Source organism: Prevotella sp. P3-92 (assembly GCF_002251205.1).
GTDB lineage: Bacteria > Bacteroidota > Bacteroidia > Bacteroidales > Bacteroidaceae > Prevotella.
On record NZ_NPJE01000039.1, the window covers coordinates 43,965 to 62,105 of the forward strand.

An 18,141-nucleotide genomic window follows, 5' to 3' on the forward strand; every position below is an offset into this window, starting at 1 on the left:
TTAGTCAATGGTGTCAGACAATACCCATGTACATGTGTCTTTACTGTGTTTGTTTTTTACTTCGATAGTGTTTACACCAGTGTCCAGTGTAACATCCTTCCATTGTAACACATTAACGTTGTCAGGAAATGCCTGTCCGTAAGACTTTCCATTGATATACAAACTGGCAGGGCCGCTATTGCTAAATGCCTGTATAGTAGTGGTTTTACAGCTTCTTAGTGTATTTCTCTTTCCTGCGATGTACACAAATTGATCGTCTTTGTTCCAGTTGGCTTTGTAGAAATAATAAGCGTCCTTCTTTGTGCGCCTGTCGTAAGTTACCAGTCCCTTGTCGTTGCGACCAGGAATGGTGCCTTCTCTACGACCAGCAGAAGCAAAGTCGAACATACACCAAATAAAGTTGCACCAGAGGTATGGGCGTTTCTGTAGTTCAGTCCAATTCCTGATGTGGTAATAGGTTTGCCAGTTTTCAGGATGCCATTGTCCTAATGGGTCTGGGTGAATTAATGAATCTGTTTGTTGGAATACGCATGCGCCTGCTCCATATTCGCTGATACCCATTTTCCTTTCTGGGTGTTTGCGGTGCTCGTTGTCAGCCCAGTTGCCAATTTCTCCCATTTTGTCGTCATACCATCCGAAATATTTGTTGAATGCAATCAAATCGGGTGTGCCGTTGAAATCATCATCTTGATTGCTTGCCCCCATTGTTGGGCGTGAAGGGTCTAATTGATGTGCCAAGTCATGGAGGTCTTTTGCCATTTTAGAAGGGCGGTCTAACCATCCAGAGTTGATTTCGTTGAAGAGTCCCCAAAACAAGATACATGGGTGATTGTAGTTTTGTAGTATCAGTTCTTTTAACTGCTGACGTAGGTTCTCGTCATAGTTGGGGTTTGTGACATATACATTGACGAAAGGAATTTCAGCCCATGCTACCAATCCGCGACGATCCATTTGTTGGTGTAGGTATTTGGATTGGGGGTAATGACAGAGTCTGATAGCATTGCATCCCATCTCCTGAACGATATCCAAGTCCTCGTCATGGTTGTACTGATGGAGTGCTGTGGCAATTTCTGCCCTGTCTTGATGCATGTTAACCCCATTGAGTCGATATGGCTTTCCATTCAGAAAGAATCCTTTATCTGCATCTGCGTGATAATAGCGGAATCCTATTGCCTCCTGCCTCCTGTCTATTTCTCGTCCATTCTTTCGCAATATGACAACAGCCTGATACAGAAACGGATCTTTCACTCCATTCCACAAGTGAGGATTGTCTATTGTAGTGGTCATTACCACCTTGTTCCCTTCCGATATTTCGTTGCAGACCAAGCGACGAAGTTGTTTCCCCCTGTCGTATAACTGAAATTCCACTTCGCAACCATCCAGTGATGTTTCTTTTGAAGAAAGTAGAGTTTCTATCTTCAATGCGGCTTTCTTTTCTGTTACCTCTGTTTGAGTGAAAAACACGCCAGAACTTGCATAATAGTCAGGTGCAATACAAACATCATCGGTCACTATCAGTTCTACACCACGGTATAGACCGCCAAAGATATTGAAGTCACCACATATAGGTGCAATATCCATAGTTGGCGCATTATTGACACGAATCTCCAATGTACTCTCCTTTCCTGGTTTGATAAAGTCGGTCAACTCAGCCACAAATGCCGTATATCCGCCTTTGTGTTGTGTTACAAAATGATGATCCACAAAGACATCAGCCACTGTTTGTGCAGCACCGACTTTCAGAAATATGCGTTTCCCTTGGTATTGGATAGGGAGTTGCAGTTTACGGGTGTAGTTACACAGTCCGCGATAGTAATCGGTGTTGCCAAACATTCCGTCCTCTGCATTCCATGTATGTGGCAGGTTTACTTTTGTCATTCCAGAAGAAGCTTGAAAGCCACGGTTGAAAAACCATCCATCGTTTAATGGTATATTGACAGAAGCTGATATAGATACAGTGAAAGTTGTTCCAATTAGAAGCAATAGGAATAATACTTTTTTCATGTTAGTGTGGTATGTTATTGTTGGGAATAGTAATAGTCTTATGCAAAGTTACACTATTTGTCTGTGAATACCAAGCATTCGTGTTTGTTTCTTTATCGGTTAGGTGTTTTTGGTTATTGATGGTAAGAAACGAATAATTCCGATGACAAGAGATGGTGGAAAGACTCTTGCGGTTGTGAAGATATTATAAAATATGAGTGGGGATGATACAGGTTTGCATGAAATGTTGTATCTTCGCCAATGAAAAAGCAAAGATAATAAAGATTGTAACGCAATGATAAAGAGAAAGAAAAGACGCTTCCAAGCCTCGGTTGCCATTGTTTTGATACTGGTGGCATTGATACTGGCAGGAGCCAGCAGTTATATGATCGACTATTCGTTGGGCTATCCACAACAAGAGCGTAACAGTGCTGAACATTGGCAAGACCGCATCAAAGACGAATGTCCGTGGACGACACACTGGATGGACTCTGTCTATCAGAACCACTGTGTGAAAGATACCTTTGTCACGATGCCATCGGGCTATCGTGCCCATGCCATCTACCTCTATGCGCCGAAACACACCAACCGCACGGCAGTGGTGGTGCATGGCTATAAGGTGAGGGCAGAGGGTATGCTCCATATTGCCTATCTCTACAATCATGATATGGGATTCAATGTGCTATTGCCCGACCTCTATGCCCACGGCGAAAGTGAGGGCGACCATATACAGATGGGGTGGAACGACCGTTGGGATGTGTTGCGATGGTCGGAAGTGGCTGATGGCATCTTTGCTGACGGGCAGTCAACGCGTCAGGTGATTCATGGCATTTCGATGGGTGCCGCTACGGTGATGGCACTATCTGGAGAGCAAACACCCGATAGAGTGGAGTGTTTCGTGGAAGACTGTGGCTACAGCTCGGTGAAGGATGAGTTTGCTGCACAGCTGAAAGACCAGTTTGGACTGCCCGCCTTTCCGTTGATGACTACCACGTCGTGGCTCTGCGAGGCACGTTATGGCTGGTCGTTTGACGAAGCCCGACAGATCGACCAGGTGCGCAAGAGTGTGAAACCGATGCTCTTTATCCACGGCGACTGCGATGACTTCGTGCCTTATCGCATGCTGAAACCCCTTTACGAGGCAAAGACACACGGTCGCAAAGCCATCTATGTGGCAACAGGGTCAGACCATGCGCACGCCTATCGTGACCATCATCAGGAATATACTCAGCGTGTGAGGGCGTTTGTGCTCAGCAATCTTTTGAGCAAGAAGGTGAGAAAGTAGGGAAACGTATAGAATTTCCCATTGAATCCTATGTTCTTGTTGCAGAGTTTGATGCCGTAACGGATGTCGGGATATTTTCCATCTTGCGCTGTCAGTTTTGACAGTGATTTAGTGGCATTGTCAGTGGCTTTAACCTCTACGGGGATGAGTGATTTGGCATCGCGGATAAAGAAGTCCATCTCAATAGTGGATTTCTCATTGCGATAGAAATACAGGTTGTATCCTTGTTTGACAAGCATATCGCTCACGATGTTTTCATAAATAGCACCTTTGTATGTGCCATAGTTTTTGTTTGTCCTTAGGTCTTCTTGTGATTCTTCGTCGAGTGATGCAACCAACAATCCTGTGTCTTTATAATAGAGTTTATAGGTTTTGGGATCATAATTGCCTTTTAGTGGAAGGGTAAGTTGTGACAAACAATAGCATACATTGATGATACCGGCATTGCGCAACCATTCAATGGTTCCCACATATTCTCTGTTTCTCGCTCCACGGGCAATTTTACTTATTTGGAATTTCTTATTGTCTTGTCCAAGGAATACGGTGATGTGGTCATAGACATTCTTGATTCTGCCTTTGTCGAGTCCGTGTGCATATTTGGTAATGTCTTCTTCGTAGTCGAGCAGAAGTTGTTGCTGCATTTTGAGTGTACCACTGAAGTTTTTGTTAGAGACAAACTGGTTGACCACAGCAGGCATGCCGCCAATGGTCATGTATTCACGGAATATCTTCTCCAGCATATCCATCTCTATACGAGTAAGTGGAGTGACGGTAGTCATTTTGTCGTATAGACTATTTATAAAAGAGGAGTCATAACCTTTTGCCCACAAAAACTCTTCGAAATCCATTGAATGCATGGTGTAATCTTCCTTGTATCCTACACTATTTGATTCTATTTCCTGATAGTTGATGCCCATCAGTGAGCCAGAGCAGATAACATCATATCTGCCGTCTATCTTAAAGGCTTTCAGACTGGTGGCGCAGGCTGGGCAGTCTTGCATTTCATCAAAGAAAATGAGCGTGTTTGTAGGTTCAATCTTCAGAGAAGGATCGATAAGTGTTAGATTTCTGATGATGTCATCCACCTCGTAACCTTCTTCGAATATTGCTTTGTATTTGGGTTGCAATACGAAGTTGATGGCTACCACATTTTTGTAGTTGCTATGGGCAAATTGCAAGATAGAAGCTGTCTTTCCCACTTGTCGTGCACCTTTGACGATAAGAGGAAGTCTGTTCTCGTTTTTCTTCCATTCTTTTAGAATGCTGTCAATCTTTCTTTGCAAAAGCTTCATAATCAATACTTTTTGGTTCTATTTTGTTTGCAAAGATACTTGTTTTTCACAAAATTCCCAAGCGTTTTGGCTATAAAATCACAAAATTCCATGTTTTTTTTGGTGTATTTCTCACAAAATTCCATGGTTTTTAGGATGTAAAATCACAAAATTCCGTGGTTTTTAGGCTACAAAATCACAAAATTCCGTGGTTTTTAGGCTACAAAATCACAAAATTCCTAAGCATGTTTCTGCCATACAGCCTGATGCGTAATAGCTGCTTGTTTTCTTAGTATGCTGCAAAAGCTATATATTTGGAGAAAAAAAGCAAAGGATGCGTTTCCTATGTATTTAGGTATTTCGCGCGTATGCGCACACGCGATGTCGCACTTTTGTTACCACTCGACCACCAGACTGGGCTAAAACATTGAAGGAGAATGAAATGCCCTGTGTGGTCGAATCGTGGAAACTGTGATTTTCGACCACACATCGACCACCAAAATCAGATTTAGGGAGAGATCCTCGACGTCCTGTTTTGTTTGAAAAAAATGATGGATTTGGACGATGGCGAAAAAGCAAAGCCGAAAAAAAATATTGGAAAACTCTTGCATTCGCTTATCAAATTTATTATCTTTGTAGGTGGAAAAACACACCACGCCCTATCAGCCTAACGGGCATGAACCAGATAAAGAGAAATACATTTTTAAATTTAATAACTTAATAATTAACAGCTTATGAAAACACAACCTATCGAAACACAGACTGTCAAACGATTGATTACTGACCAATGGGCTTTTTGTTTCAATACCCAATGCCCGCTTGCCTCACAATGTTTTCGACAAATCTCTATGCAGTACAAAGATGCTGATTTCCACCAAGGACTTGCCATCTATCCCGATGCTGTCAATCATGGAGATTGTCATTATTTCGTGCGCTTGAAAATGGTGAAAACAGCATGGGGAATGAACAATATGTTGAAGCAAGTGGAGTATGGTAAAATTGGCGAAGTGCGTCAACAGTTGATCAATTATTTGGGCAGTATTTCCACCTTCTACCGTTATAACCGAGGAGAAAAACATCTGTCTTCCGAACAACAGCAAGCGATTGCTGGTATGCTTAAAGACAAAGGGTGTTCTTATGTGACATTCGACCATTATGAAGATGAATACATGCTGACAGATCAGCCTATTGAATAAGTGTCAACCATGCAGGCGTATAAGTCTTTGCCCAACGTTTGATATGAGTCGTTTCCAACGTTGAAAAAACATCTTTCCAACGTTGAAAGAACATCTTTCTAACGTTTGACAATACTTTTATCCAACGTTTGACAATACCTTTATCCAACGTTTGATAATACTTTTATCCAACGTTTGATAATACCTTTATCCAACGTTTGATAATACTTTTGTCAGGTATGTGGCAAAGGACTGAAAATATTGGAAAGCCATGAAAGATACGGGTGCCTGTATGGGGAAATAAACATAAGTTATTGAACAACAAATAAATATAAATACTATGAAATTCACAATTACAAGACGAAACACAAAAAACAGACAGACCTTGAGAACCGTTGACATCGTGAAATGGATGGAGCAAATTGCACATGATGATGCGCAACAGACTGTGGGAAAATTTCGAGAAGAGGTTGCCGACAGTATTTTGGGCTACGACTTTCATCATGCCATCCCCACTTGGCGCCATGTGTTCCCTGCTGCTGAATTTACAAAAGACAGCAACGGCAACCTTGTGATGACCCGTAACAATGGTATTCTTATGCTGTATTTTGATGACATTATAGGGAAAGAATCACTCGAAAAAGCCAAGACAAATGCCGCTTTTCTGCCCTCTACCTACCTTGTGGTGACCGCTGCAGATGCTAAGGGCATCGTGGTGTTGGTGCGCTATGCCGATGAAAATGGCATGTTGCCTACTGATGAAGAAGTGGCAAAACACCTCTACCGTCAGGCAGCAGCACGCATCCGACCGCTCTATCTCTCACAGATTGAAGGAAAAGGGGCGAAGGAAGTATCTACTTTGTATGATAATTTCCTCAACACTCTCGATGCCCATCCATATTACAATCCTCAGGCGATACCGCTTCGCGTGAATCGCTATGGGGTAGATTGTCAATCTGATATGTTGGATATGCCATCGCCTGTGAAAGTCGATGATGCAACGGAAAATCCGCTTTCGGAGATTAAGCGTATGATTGCCTATTTTGACAGTCACTACGACTTTCGCTATAATGATCTGATGAAATATACAGAGTATCTGAATCGGCAGAAAGCGTATTACGACTTCCAACCACTCGATGAACGCGTGAAAAAACGCATGGCGGTCGAACTCCTTCTGGCAGGAATCAAAGTCTCCTATAAAGATGTGAAAAATTATCTTGAGTCGGATATCATACGCAAATACAATCCTATGGACCATTATCTCTACCGACTGCATGGAAAATGGGACGGACAAGACCATATCGGAGCATTGGCACGAACCGTGCCAACCGCCAATCCACACTGGGAAAAATGGTTTCGCATCTGGTTTCTCGCCATGGTCAACCAATGGCGAGGACAGTATAACCGACGGTATGGCAACAGTATGGTGCCTCTGCTCATTTCGCCACAGGGTTACCATAAGAGTACGTTTTGTCGCAGTTTGCTACCGCCCGAACTGCAATGGGGCTATAATGACAATCTTTTACTCAACGAGAAACGTCAGGTGTTGCAGGCTATGTCGCAGTTTCTGCTGATCAATCTCGACGAGTTCAACCAGATATCGCCCAAGGTGCAACAGGGTTTTCTGAAAAACCTCATCCAGTTGTCTAATATCAAGATCAAACGCGCTTATGGCACTCATGTTGAGGAATTTCCGCGTCTCGCCTCGTTTATTGCCACCAGCAATATGGACGATATCTTGGCAGATCCGTCAGGCAATCGCCGTTTTATGGCTATCGAGTTGACTGCTCCTATACGTGTGGATTGTCGTCCCAACCACGAACAACTTTATGCACAGGCAGTTGAGGCAATAGAAAATGGTGAGAAAACATGGTTTGACGAGGAACAAACGAGACTTGTCATGGAAAACAACGAGCGGTTTACCACCATCATCCCTGTTGAACAGTGTTTCGCAGCATGTTTCTCACCGGCAGCCAATGAGATGGAGGGTGAGTATCTGTCAGTAGCAAAAATCTATGCCGAACTGAAAACTCGGTTCGGCAGTGGCTTGAGTGTGGCGAATATACAAACACTTGGTCGTCACTTGAAGCAGATTGCTGGTTTCAAAAGACGCAGAACCAAATACAGCACTGACTATCTTGTGAAACGCCTGTGAGGAACTAATCAATCTATGGTGTTCGATGGGTGTTCGATAAATGCGTTATAAACACCATCGAACACCATATAGTTTGTTGTATGTCAATGTATTAGCAAAATGTGGTGTTCGGTGTTCAAATATTTCTTGAAAACTAAATTTATGTACGCCGGTGAACGCTTTGACCACGCGAAACATCTTTGCTGATAGCAACGGTTAGAAGAGAAATGTGCTGAATAGATTGGTGTTGATCTCTTTCTGTTTCAGTTCGTTGCGCATTCTTTCCGTTGCCATCTTGAAGAAGAAAAGTATAAGGTGCTCATCTGTGGCTTCGGTGCGAATCATACGTAGTGCAGAGATATACTCTTGTCGCTGTTCTGCTGGGATGATCAGTAGTGGATGGCCTAAACGTAGCAAGATGTAGTTGCTGATGAGGCGACCTGTTCGTCCGTTGCCATCGCGGAAGGGGTGGAGGTATTCGTAGAAACCATGAAAGCGTGCAGCAATGACCATAGGGTGTGGTATTGCTATCGACGATGTTGCAGCAGACTGTGAAGTCTGCGCAGCAAGAATAGCTTTTTCGGTAGAAGCGAGAAGTTCGGGAACCTTTGCCACAAGTTTTTCGTGACTGCCAAAGACAGTGTCGCCTGCTGCCATATCTGTTGTGGTATATTCACCAGGTGTAGCATCTGGTGACTTATAGGATAGGGTGTGGCAAGTCACTCGCCTATTGGTTTCTTTCAGAAGTTCCTCGTTGAGTGGTGTTTGGATATGCTGGACGATGTATTCGAATGCATCGAAATGGTCAAGCATTTCGAATGCTTCAAGCAAACTCTTGCCTGCTGGAATCATGCCCAGTCCTTTTTCTTTCAGTTCGCGTGTGTCATCTACAGAGAATGTGTTGCCTTCTATGGCACATGAATGGGTAGAGTAGAGTATCTCATTGTAATTGAGGTATTCTGCTCTGTCCATCTTGTTGACGACAATGTTTTGATATTGTTGTCGCAACTTCTCGTATTCGGCTATTTCTTGTTCGAATGTCATCGATTTTGCACGTTATGTGGGCAAAATTAAAGATTTATCCTCAATTATGCAAATCTTTTCAACTCTTTTCGTCTATGGCGGCTTTCCACGAAGTGTAGAAACTACATAGATGGTGCGGTTAGAAGAGCAGTGTGGTACTACTGGATGCGATGCTCTGGATGCATAACATCGCTGTAAATCAGATTCTTCTGTGCTTTAATACCTTTTGCCTTGAAGAGTTCTCTGACTGTGACGAAGCGGAAACCTTTGGCTTGCAGTATGGGGATGAGCTGATCGACAGCAGCAACAGTCTGTTCGTTGCCCTTGAAATCGTGGAGCAAGAAGATGATACCGTCACGTGCACAAGCTGTCAGGCGCTCTACACGCTGTTCGGCAGTGACATGGTCGAGCCAGTCTTCACAACCTTCACCACAGATGAATCCCAAATCGACATTATCATACAGTGTCTGGTTGACATTGATATATGGTGGACGGAAGAACACAGGCGCCTCACCCACATATTTCTCAACCAAAGCCGAAGTTGTCTTGATTTCTTTGCGGATAGAGTCGGGCGTGAGTTGCGACATTGGACTGTGGGTAAGACTATGGTTCTCAATCTCGTGGCCCTCGTCGTGGGCACGTTTCATCACTACGGCACTCTCTTCGGTGATATTGTTGCCAATGACGAAGAAAGATGCCTTGACACCATGTTTCTTCAATACATCGAGCATGTGGACAGTAGTGGTGGTGTTGGGACCATCGTCAAAACTGAGGGCCACCAGTTTTTCCTGAGCGAGTAGAGTCATGGTCTGTATAGCCATAAACAATAGTAATGTTAGTTTTTTCATTTCTTTTATGTATAGGTTAGGCGGATGTTCCGCACTGGCAAAGGTACTATAAAAAAATGAATCGCACAATAGAATGTAGGAAAAACATATCCGTGCGGTGTGAAATCAAAACTCCACGTAGGGTTCCAAGCGTTTCAAATCATGTTCGCTGAATGCGGCAGAAAACTCTAAGTCTGCCAGCGAGTGGATCCGACCATAGAGCCGGCGATAGTCTATGATATCTTTAGCCTGATAAAAATTGATGTAGGGGTGACGCCGCAAAGCGGAGAATGACAACTCGTTGATTTTCAGTTTGGCAGGATTGGGCTTGCTGATGACGAAATACTGTTTGGCCTGTTTGGGAAAATTCTCAATCTCGTCGAGTTGGTTGACATCCACATAGCCACCAATCCATTTACCATGGCGAATAATCTCCTTGGCATAGAACGTGCCGATGCCAGGCACTTGACGTAGCGTTTCCTCGTTGGCAGTGTTGAGCACGATGCGTTGGGTGTTGGTAATCTTCTTAATCCATTTCGTAGTGTCGCGATGCTGGTAGAGCGAGTCACGTCGCATACGAGATGTGTCGCGTGGGTGACGGTCGTCGGCAAACAGTGATGCAGCCGACTGATAGTCTGCCGAGATGCGGATATAGGGTTCCAGTCGGCGGTAATCCTTGACGGTCAGTCCGTAAAGGCGAGCAAAATCGGCTTTAGTGCGATAGATGCCACCTTTCGACCTGTATTTATAAATGTTGCGCACCTGCCATGGGCGCAGTCCCAAACGGAGCAGTTGGGTAGAGTCGGCTGTGTTCGGATCGAACACAAACGACTCCACCCGCTGTCCTTGGGTGTGATAATAGCGATGCTTGGACTTTTCTGGAGCTTCTTTACGTGCGCGTACCGATTCTGTATGGTTGTCGTCGGTCAGCACAAAAAGGATTCCCATCATGGCGATACCCACGATGAGCAACGAGATAATGACCCGGCGGTCGCTATATACCATGGCAATGCTTATTTGGCAGCCAGAACCTCTACTTCGACCAAAGCCCCTTTGGGCAGACGGTCAACGGCAACAGCCGAACGGGCAGGGTAGGGCTGAGCAAAAAACTCGGCATAAACCTCGTTCATAGCAGCAAAATCGTCCATAGAGTCGAGATAGACAGTGGTTTTTACCACATGACTCAAATCGGTGCCTGCGGCTTCGAGTACATGTTTGGCATTGGTGAGGCACTGGCGAGTCTGTTCCTTAACACCGCCTTCTACAAAGTTGCCGGTGGCAGGATCTACAGGAATCTGTCCAGATGCGAATACGAAACCGTTTACTTCGATGGCCTGACTGTAAGGGCCGATGGCTGCTGGAGCCTGTTCTGAATGGATTTGTTTCATTGTCTTTTTCTTGTTTTAGCCCCCAAGGGTCGTTAGACCATTAGGAGATGTTTGGGTTAGATATTTGTTTCTGGTCCAAAATTACTGCTTTTTCCGCAATAAACCATCATTGGCGGTGTTTTTTTCTATGTTACATGTATTTTTATATGAAAGTGTTAAAACCTCTATAAAACGACAGAAAATGGCCCAAAACCATCCTTTATATGGGGAAAATGTGTTGTTTGGTACATGATGAAAAGGTTTTGATACATGATATAGGTTATATAAAGTTTATGTTACACACTGAAAACTACTCGTGCGAAATACTTCGTAACTTTGCAATCAAACTAAACAAACCATTTAGACTCCAATGCAGTCTGGGTTATGTAAAACAGGAAAAACCATGGTACATGGTTTCCTAAAACTAAAAAAGAAGCAATGCAACTATTCAACTATTCAAAATCAATTCGGCTGTGGCTGATACTCCTGCTTTTTGCAAATGTTGCAAGAGCAGGGGCACAGACCACAACCGAATTGCCTGCTCTGAAGGTTAGCGGCAAACAGTTGGTTGATCCCACTGGTAAGGCTATTCAGCTGCACGGTGTGATGGATACCCCCAACCGCTATTTCAACGGATGGCGATGGCAATCGTGGAAGCCCGGTTACGACACAGCCGACATTCCACCATGTCTGAATTTCTTTGAGAAAATCTTCACGGCTATTACCGACAAGTCGCAAGGATCTTATTGCAATGTGTTCCGTCTGCACATGGATCCTTGTTGGACCAATAGCGGAAATGCAACCAATGAGGCGGATATTTCTAAATTCTCGCTCGCTCGTTATAAGACTTTCCTCAATCAGCTTTATATACCTCTTATAAAGAAAGCGCTTGCCCACGGACTTTATGTCATTGTGCGTCCTCCAGGAGTTTGTCCGCAGAATATTAAGGTGGGTGATGGTTATCAGAATTATCTGAAGACCGTTTGGCAGGAATTTGCACAACATGAAGAGATTAAAGCGTTGGCAGGTAAAGTGTCTATCGAACTCGCCAACGAACCCGTCAATGTATATTCGGCTAATGGCGTAAAGTATGGTTATGACTATGGTAAAGGACAATTCCTCGCTCCCAATGCCTTGCACGATTTCTTCCAACCCGTAGTAGATGTTATTCGTCAAGCAGGATTCACCGGAATAATCTGGGTGCCGGGTGCAGGTTATCAGTCGAACTATGTGGGCTATAAGGAGTATCCTATCAGTGATAATAACTTTGGTTATGCCGTTCATGTCTATTCTGGATGGTATGGCAACATTACCGATAATAACTGCAATCCACAGACTTTCATTACCAATTTTCATAATGATGTGCCTGTAGTGGATTTCAAACCCGTCATGGTGACCGAGATTGATTGGTCGCCAGAAGATCCCGGACGCACATCGGAGGGACACTATAATGAGTGGAACCAATGGGTCGTTCCCAACTTTGGCAGTTGGGCAACTGGTTCGACGTCGAAATGGGGCGCAGCTTGGAAAGCCGTGCATGACCACTTCGGTAATATCGGTATGACACTCACCCATACCCATGACTATCTCGATATTGACGAATATCTCGCCAATGGCATTGTGCGACCAGCGTTCCAAAACGCGAAAAAATATAATCTCTTTGAGGAGTGCTGTGCCTATGCCTGTTTCCAATGGTATAAAGAGTGGTGGGAGAAACAACAAAACGCTTCGGGCATCGGTTCGGTGGCTTCTTCGCAAGAAGTGGCTCACACCTATTATTATAATATAAGAGGTGAACAGGTGGAAAAACCGCAAAAGGGTGTTTATATCATCAAACAAGTGTTAAAGGACGGAACTGTGCGCAATCGCAAGGTGTTATCGTCTGAATAAAGTATTTGTTACTCTGTGAAAAGTGAAAACTATAGTAAATACGTAACTTTGTACGCAGAAATAAGCTTGTGAATTCAGCAACCTAAAACAAAATATGAATCAAAAATGAAAAAAACATGTGTAAACAAGTGTTAACAATGAAGCGTTCGCTCTCTTTGATCGCGATGCTGATGCTCTTCACTTTGGGCGCATTTGCCCAGAAGGGAATCACGGTCAAGGGTACGATCGTGGATGGTTCTGGTGAAAGTCTCATCGGAGCTACAGTGAGAATTAAGGGAGATGCCAGTTCGGGTACGGTTTCCGACTTCGACGGTAATTTCTCTATCAACGTGCCTTCTGAGGCTTCCGTTCTGGAATTCTCATACGTCGGCATGGTTACCAAGAGCGTGAAGGTTGGTAAGCAGCGCAATCTGCGTATCGAACTTTCTGACGATAACGCTCTGCAAGAGGTAATTGTTGTTGGTTTCGGTCAACAGAAGAAAGAGTCTGTGGTCGGTGCCATTACGCAAACCACGGCGAAAGTGTTGGAGCGCACCGGTGGTGTTACCAGTTTGGGACAGGCCTTGGCGGGTAATCTGCCTGGTGTTGTTACCATGCAGACTACTGGTCAGCCTGGTGATGAAGATCCAACCATCACCATTCGTGGTGTGACGTCGTGGAACAACAGTGCACCTCTTATCCTTGTCGATGGTATCGAGCGCCCCATGTCGAGCGTTGATATCAACTCCGTTGCTACCATCTCCGTGTTGAAGGACGCATCAGCCACAGCAGTATTCGGTGTACGTGGTGCCAACGGTGTAATCTTGATTACCACCAAACGTGGTGAAGAGGGCAAGGCTACGGTCAATGTTAGTGCAAGCACAACGCTGAAGAGTTATTCGAAGCTTCCTGATATGATGGATGCTTACGATGCGCTCAGTCTGCGTAATGATGTCATCGAGGCTGAGTTGCCCTACCGTCCTGAGGCTTGGGCTTACTATCTGACTCGTGACCGTATTAATAAGTATCGCCATCCTGCCAACCAGGAGGAGTTTGAACGTTATCCTAACGTAAACTGGGTCGATGAGTTGCTGAAGGACGTCGCAGTTTCGTATCAGGCTAACGTGAATGTCTCTGGCGGTACTAAATTTGCCAAGTATTTCGCAAGTGTCGATTACGCTCATGAAGGTGACATCTATAAGAAGATGCCTTCACTTCGTGGTTACGAGCCAGGATTTTCTTACGACCGTGTCAACGTGCGCAGCAACTTGGACTTCAATCTTACCAAGACAACTAAATTGCACGTAAACCTCTCTGGTTCACACGCAGTGAAGAAAGCTACACAGGGTCAGTATGAAAATCTCGTTTGGTCTGCTTTCTATGGTATCTCACCTGATGCCTTCCGTCCCATCTACAGCAATGGTGCTTTCGGTTACTATGCTCCGAACCCCGACCAGGCTGCTACCAACTCTATGATGGACTTGATCGTGAACGGTATCGGTTATACTACTAACGACCGTTTGAACACCGACTTCACCTTGGAACAAGACCTCGGCTTCATCACCAAGGGATTGCGTGCACAGGTACGTTTGGCATTCGACAACGCCTTCAATGAAACAGGTCGCGGTATTGATGATACCACCGACTGGGAGGATGACTTCACACAGTGGATTGACCCTGAGACCGGTAAGATTGTAACCAATGTTACTACCGACAAGAACTACAAGTTTGACTTTAAGAACAACAAGGCTTGGAAAACAGGTGCTGGTAAGGTGAATGACTGGATGTCATATCGTCGCTTGAACTATTCTGCACAGGTTAACTGGCAGCGTCAGTTCGGTCAGCACAACGTAGGTGCCATGGGTAACTTCAACCGTGAACAGTATGCTACCGGTAGCCAGCAGCCTTACTATCGTGAGAACTGGGTATTCCGTGCCACATACGACTATGCTCATAAATATATGATTGAGTATAACGGTGCGTACAACGGATCTGAACTCTTCTCACCCGACAACCGTTTCGCATTCTTCAACTCAGGTGCTATCGGATGGACTATCAGTGAAGAGAAGTTCATGAAGGTGCTTCGCGATAAGCATATTATTGATATGTTGAAGTTCCGTGCTTCTTACGGTGAAATCGGTGACGACCAGGTGTCAAATCAGCGCTGGCTCTATATGGACCTCTGGGCTAACTCAGGTGCCTTCCGTCAGAACAGTACAGGTCAGGATCCTGCAAAGAGCCCCTATACTTGGTGGCAACAGACTCAGTTTGGTAACCCCGACCTCCACTGGGAGAAAGCTAAGAAGCTCGACATCGCTGCCGACTTCGGATTCTTCGGTGGCCTGATCACTGGATCGTTCGACTACTTCAAGGAGAAGCGTTCCGATATTTTGATTACAGGTAACAACCGTGCCGTTCCTTCATACTTCGGCGGTGGTGCTCCTGCAGTCAATAAGGGTAAAGTGAACAGTGAAGGTTATGAAGTTGACATCCGCTTCAATAAACAACTCAATAAGGACTGGCGTCTCTGGGGTAACGTATCGTTCACCCACGCTAAGAGTGAAATCATCGACCGCGATGACCCAGAACTGAAACCAATCTACCAGAAGAACGCTGGCAAGGGTATCGGTCAGACCTACTGCTATGTTGACAAGGGCTACTATAACAACTGGGACGAACTCTATGGTAGTACCGCTCACGACCAAAACGACGACGAGCGTATGCCCGGTAACTATATCATCCTTGACTATGATGGTGACGGTAAGATTACCTCTAACGACTATATTCCTTACGGATTCACCAGTATCCCTCAGAATACCTGCAACTTCCAGATTGGTGTTGACTTCAAGGGATTCTCTGCTTTCGTACAGTTCTATGGCACCAACAACGTATCACGTTCGGTGGGCTTGAGCAGTCTCGGCGGTACACGTAACACCGCTTACCACGAAGGTAGCTATTGGACTAAGGAAAACCAGACCGGTGATGTGCCCCTGCCACGATGGCTGACTAAGAAGAGCCCATATACAGATGGTACACGCTTTATGTTCGACGGTTCATATCTCCGTCTGAAATATGCAGAAATCGCCTACACCTTCTCTAAGGAGAAATGGCTCCACTCACTTGGACTTCAGAGTCTGAAGCTTTTCGTCAACGGTAACAACCTCGCCCTCTGGACTGATATGCCAGACGACCGTGAGTCAAATACCGGTGGATGGAGTGCTTATCCTACTCAGAAGCGTTTCAACTTAGGTTTCAAAATCACACTTTAAACGCAAAGAAAATGAAGAAAACATTTATATATGTTCTTGGTGCACTTTTCTGCATGACACTCGGACTCAGCTCATGTACCGATTATCTGGATCGTGATGAGCAGACCGTGTTGTCGAAAGAAGACGCCTTCAAGAACTTCAAGAATTTCCAGGGATATGTCGAGGTGATGTATAACGTCATCCCCGATGTTGCCAAGCACTACTGGGTAAGCTCATTCAACTGGGGAGAAGATGAAATCATCACTACCGGTGCCGGCGAATATCTGGCTGGCTACTCAGTTGATAAAGGTTCATACCGCGACTTCCTTTACGGTTCGGGTAAAAACGGTAGTACTTTCTTGGACCGTGACTGGTCTATTGATCAGGGTGCCAACCAAGACGACCGTTTCAAGAAGTCACTCTGGGGTGGTGGATGGTATGCCATCCGTCAGGCAAACATCGGTCTGAAGGCCCTTGAAGATGGTATGCTCACTGATGCTACTCAGGAACAACGCAATTTTATCAAAGGTCAGTTGCTCTTCTTCCGTGCATGGTTCTATTTCGAACTGACTACCTATTGGGGAGGTCTGCCTTACATGACTGAACCTCTCAATCCACAGGAGCAGTTCAGACTTCCACGTATGAGCTATCAGGAGTGTGCAGACCACATGATTGCAGACTTCCGTGAAGCCGCTAAACTGTTGCCTGTCAATTGGGATGATACCGATACTGGTCGTCCTACCAAGGGTAACAACATCTTCCGTCCTAACAAGATCTGGGCACTCTCATATCTTGGTAAAGCTGCCCTCTATGCCGGTAGCCCACTGATGGTCAATGGAACAGACAACGATTTGCGCACTTATGATGCCAACTACTGTAAGATTGCTGCCGATGCGCTCGGTGAAGTGATCTCTATGGTGGATAAAGGCCAGTGCCAGTATAAACTTGTTGACTTTGCTGACTATAGCAAACTGTTCTATGAGCGTAAGGACTTCTTGATGCCTGGTTCTACCGAAGCTATCATGCGTAGCCCTTCATTCGGTGCTGACTCATACTGGCGCCAGATGAACTCATACCAGATCTCTGCTATCTGTAACGGTGACGGTATCATTCTCTGTCCTACTGCTAACTATGTAAACTACTATGGTATGGCTAACGGACAACCTCTCTATAACGAAGATGGAACTGTCAACGCTGCTTCTGGTTTCGATGAGCATCATCCTTGGAAAGGCCGCGACCCACGTTTCTATCACGACATTGTCTATGATGGTGTGAAGATGATCAAAAACGTGGCTGCCGATAAAGACAAGTATGGTCCTTACGAGTTTGCCAACTTCTATAATGGTGGTAATGGCGTGAACGACCCGAAGTCAACCTCACGTACTGGTTATCTGAACTATAAGTTTATACCCATCGGTGCTAACTTGGCCGACAACGACTATGGTTGGGGATTCCACATGCACCTCTCATGGCTGCGTTTGGCAGAGGTTTATCTGCTCTATGCAGAGGCTACTGCAGAGGGTTATGGAAGTGCCACAGCGAAAGCCAGTGGATGCAATCTCTCTGCCGAGGATGCTATCAATGTGATTCGTGACCGTGCAGGTGTGGCTCATGTTGATGCAAGCTTTACTGGTAGCGTAGAGAAGTTTATGAGTGAAGTACGCCGTGAGCGTGCTGTAGAGTTGGCTTTCGAAGGCCATCGCTTCAATGACCTCCGTCGTTGGAAACTCCTCACCGTTTATCCTTACACTATCAAGACCAAGCAGACATTTGACCGTGATCCAAGTGTGCCCTTCAATGCTAATGCACCAAAGGACAATGCTGTGGTCAACTTTGGACAGGAAGTTCTCGTGACACGTAAGCTTTCGGCTAAGCACTATTGGTTGCCATTCCGTATCGATGATGTTACGATGTATCCTGAATTCGGCCAGAATCCTGGTTGGTAATGGTAATATTAAT

Annotated in this window: 13 protein-coding genes; 7 read left to right on the forward strand and 6 right to left on the reverse strand. The window is 45.0% G+C overall.

The window, feature by feature from the left end; all coding sequences use genetic code 11:
* Positions 1-1,878 carry a glycoside hydrolase family 2 protein gene (locus tag CIK93_RS05860; protein WP_254046750.1) on the reverse strand — a complete coding sequence of 626 codons (1,878 nt, stop codon included), beginning with the start codon at positions 1,876-1,878 and terminating at the stop codon, positions 1-3.
* 400 nt (positions 1,879-2,278) lie between these two features.
* Here CIK93_RS05860 and CIK93_RS05865 point away from each other — a divergent pair, with 400 nt between their 5' ends.
* A complete protein-coding gene (locus tag CIK93_RS05865; RefSeq protein ID WP_094446849.1) occupies positions 2,279-3,268 on the forward strand; it encodes an alpha/beta hydrolase in 990 nt (329 codons plus the stop codon).
* On the opposite strand, the gene CIK93_RS05870 is transcribed toward CIK93_RS05865, so the two are convergent.
* A complete protein-coding gene (locus CIK93_RS05870; RefSeq protein WP_094446850.1) occupies positions 3,211-4,560 on the reverse strand; it encodes an ATP-binding protein in 1,350 nt (449 codons plus the stop codon). The two genes, CIK93_RS05865 and CIK93_RS05870, sit on opposite strands and share 58 nt — an antisense overlap.
* 527 nt (positions 4,561-5,087) lie before the next feature.
* Here CIK93_RS05870 and CIK93_RS14020 point away from each other — a divergent pair.
* From CIK93_RS14020 to CIK93_RS05880, 3 genes are all read left to right on the forward strand, one after another.
* The gene (locus CIK93_RS14020) at positions 5,088-5,210 is read left to right on the forward strand and encodes a hypothetical protein (protein ID WP_256387578.1); all 123 of its coding nucleotides are present in this window, start codon (positions 5,088-5,090) and stop codon (positions 5,208-5,210) included.
* A gap of 63 nt (positions 5,211-5,273) precedes the next feature.
* Positions 5,274-5,735, forward strand: coding sequence for a DUF6078 family protein (locus CIK93_RS05875; protein ID WP_094446851.1), 462 nt, complete (start codon positions 5,274-5,276; stop codon positions 5,733-5,735).
* Between the two features lie 319 nt (positions 5,736-6,054).
* Complete coding sequence (locus CIK93_RS05880) at positions 6,055-7,869, forward strand: VapE domain-containing protein (RefSeq protein WP_094446852.1); 1,815 nt, start codon at positions 6,055-6,057, stop codon at positions 7,867-7,869.
* Positions 7,870-8,064: 195 nt separating this feature from the next.
* Here the strand turns inward: CIK93_RS05880 and CIK93_RS05885 are convergent, their stop codons facing one another.
* From CIK93_RS05885 to CIK93_RS05900, 4 genes are all read right to left on the reverse strand, one after another.
* The gene (locus CIK93_RS05885) at positions 8,065-8,892 is read right to left on the reverse strand and encodes a Fic family protein (protein ID WP_094435593.1); all 828 of its coding nucleotides are present in this window, start codon (positions 8,890-8,892) and stop codon (positions 8,065-8,067) included.
* A 137-nt stretch (positions 8,893-9,029) separates the two neighbouring features.
* Positions 9,030-9,719: a polysaccharide deacetylase family protein gene (locus CIK93_RS05890; RefSeq protein ID WP_216820466.1), complete on the reverse strand. Its 690-nt coding sequence runs from the start codon at positions 9,717-9,719 to the stop codon at positions 9,030-9,032.
* Between the two features lie 105 nt (positions 9,720-9,824).
* Entirely contained in the window at positions 9,825-10,703 is an 879-nt protein-coding gene (locus CIK93_RS05895; protein ID WP_094446853.1) for a helix-hairpin-helix domain-containing protein, read from the reverse strand.
* 8 nt (positions 10,704-10,711) lie between these two features.
* Positions 10,712-11,086: a RidA family protein gene (locus CIK93_RS05900; RefSeq protein WP_094390588.1), complete on the reverse strand. Its 375-nt coding sequence runs from the start codon at positions 11,084-11,086 to the stop codon at positions 10,712-10,714.
* Between the two features lie 417 nt (positions 11,087-11,503).
* Between CIK93_RS05900 and CIK93_RS05905 the strand changes: the two genes are divergently transcribed.
* The 3 genes from CIK93_RS05905 to CIK93_RS05915 all read left to right on the forward strand — a co-directional run bounded on the left by CIK93_RS05905 (position 11,504) and on the right by CIK93_RS05915 (position 18,128).
* Positions 11,504-12,955, forward strand: a complete 1,452-nt coding sequence (locus CIK93_RS05905; protein WP_094446854.1) for a cellulase family glycosylhydrolase — start codon at positions 11,504-11,506, stop codon at positions 12,953-12,955.
* A gap of 137 nt (positions 12,956-13,092) precedes the next feature.
* A complete protein-coding gene (locus tag CIK93_RS05910; protein WP_254046751.1) occupies positions 13,093-16,203 on the forward strand; it encodes a TonB-dependent receptor in 3,111 nt (1,036 codons plus the stop codon).
* Positions 16,204-16,214: 11 nt separating this feature from the next.
* The gene (locus CIK93_RS05915) at positions 16,215-18,128 is read left to right on the forward strand and encodes a RagB/SusD family nutrient uptake outer membrane protein (RefSeq protein WP_094446856.1); all 1,914 of its coding nucleotides are present in this window, start codon (positions 16,215-16,217) and stop codon (positions 18,126-18,128) included.
* Positions 18,129-18,141 lie beyond the last annotated feature (13 nt).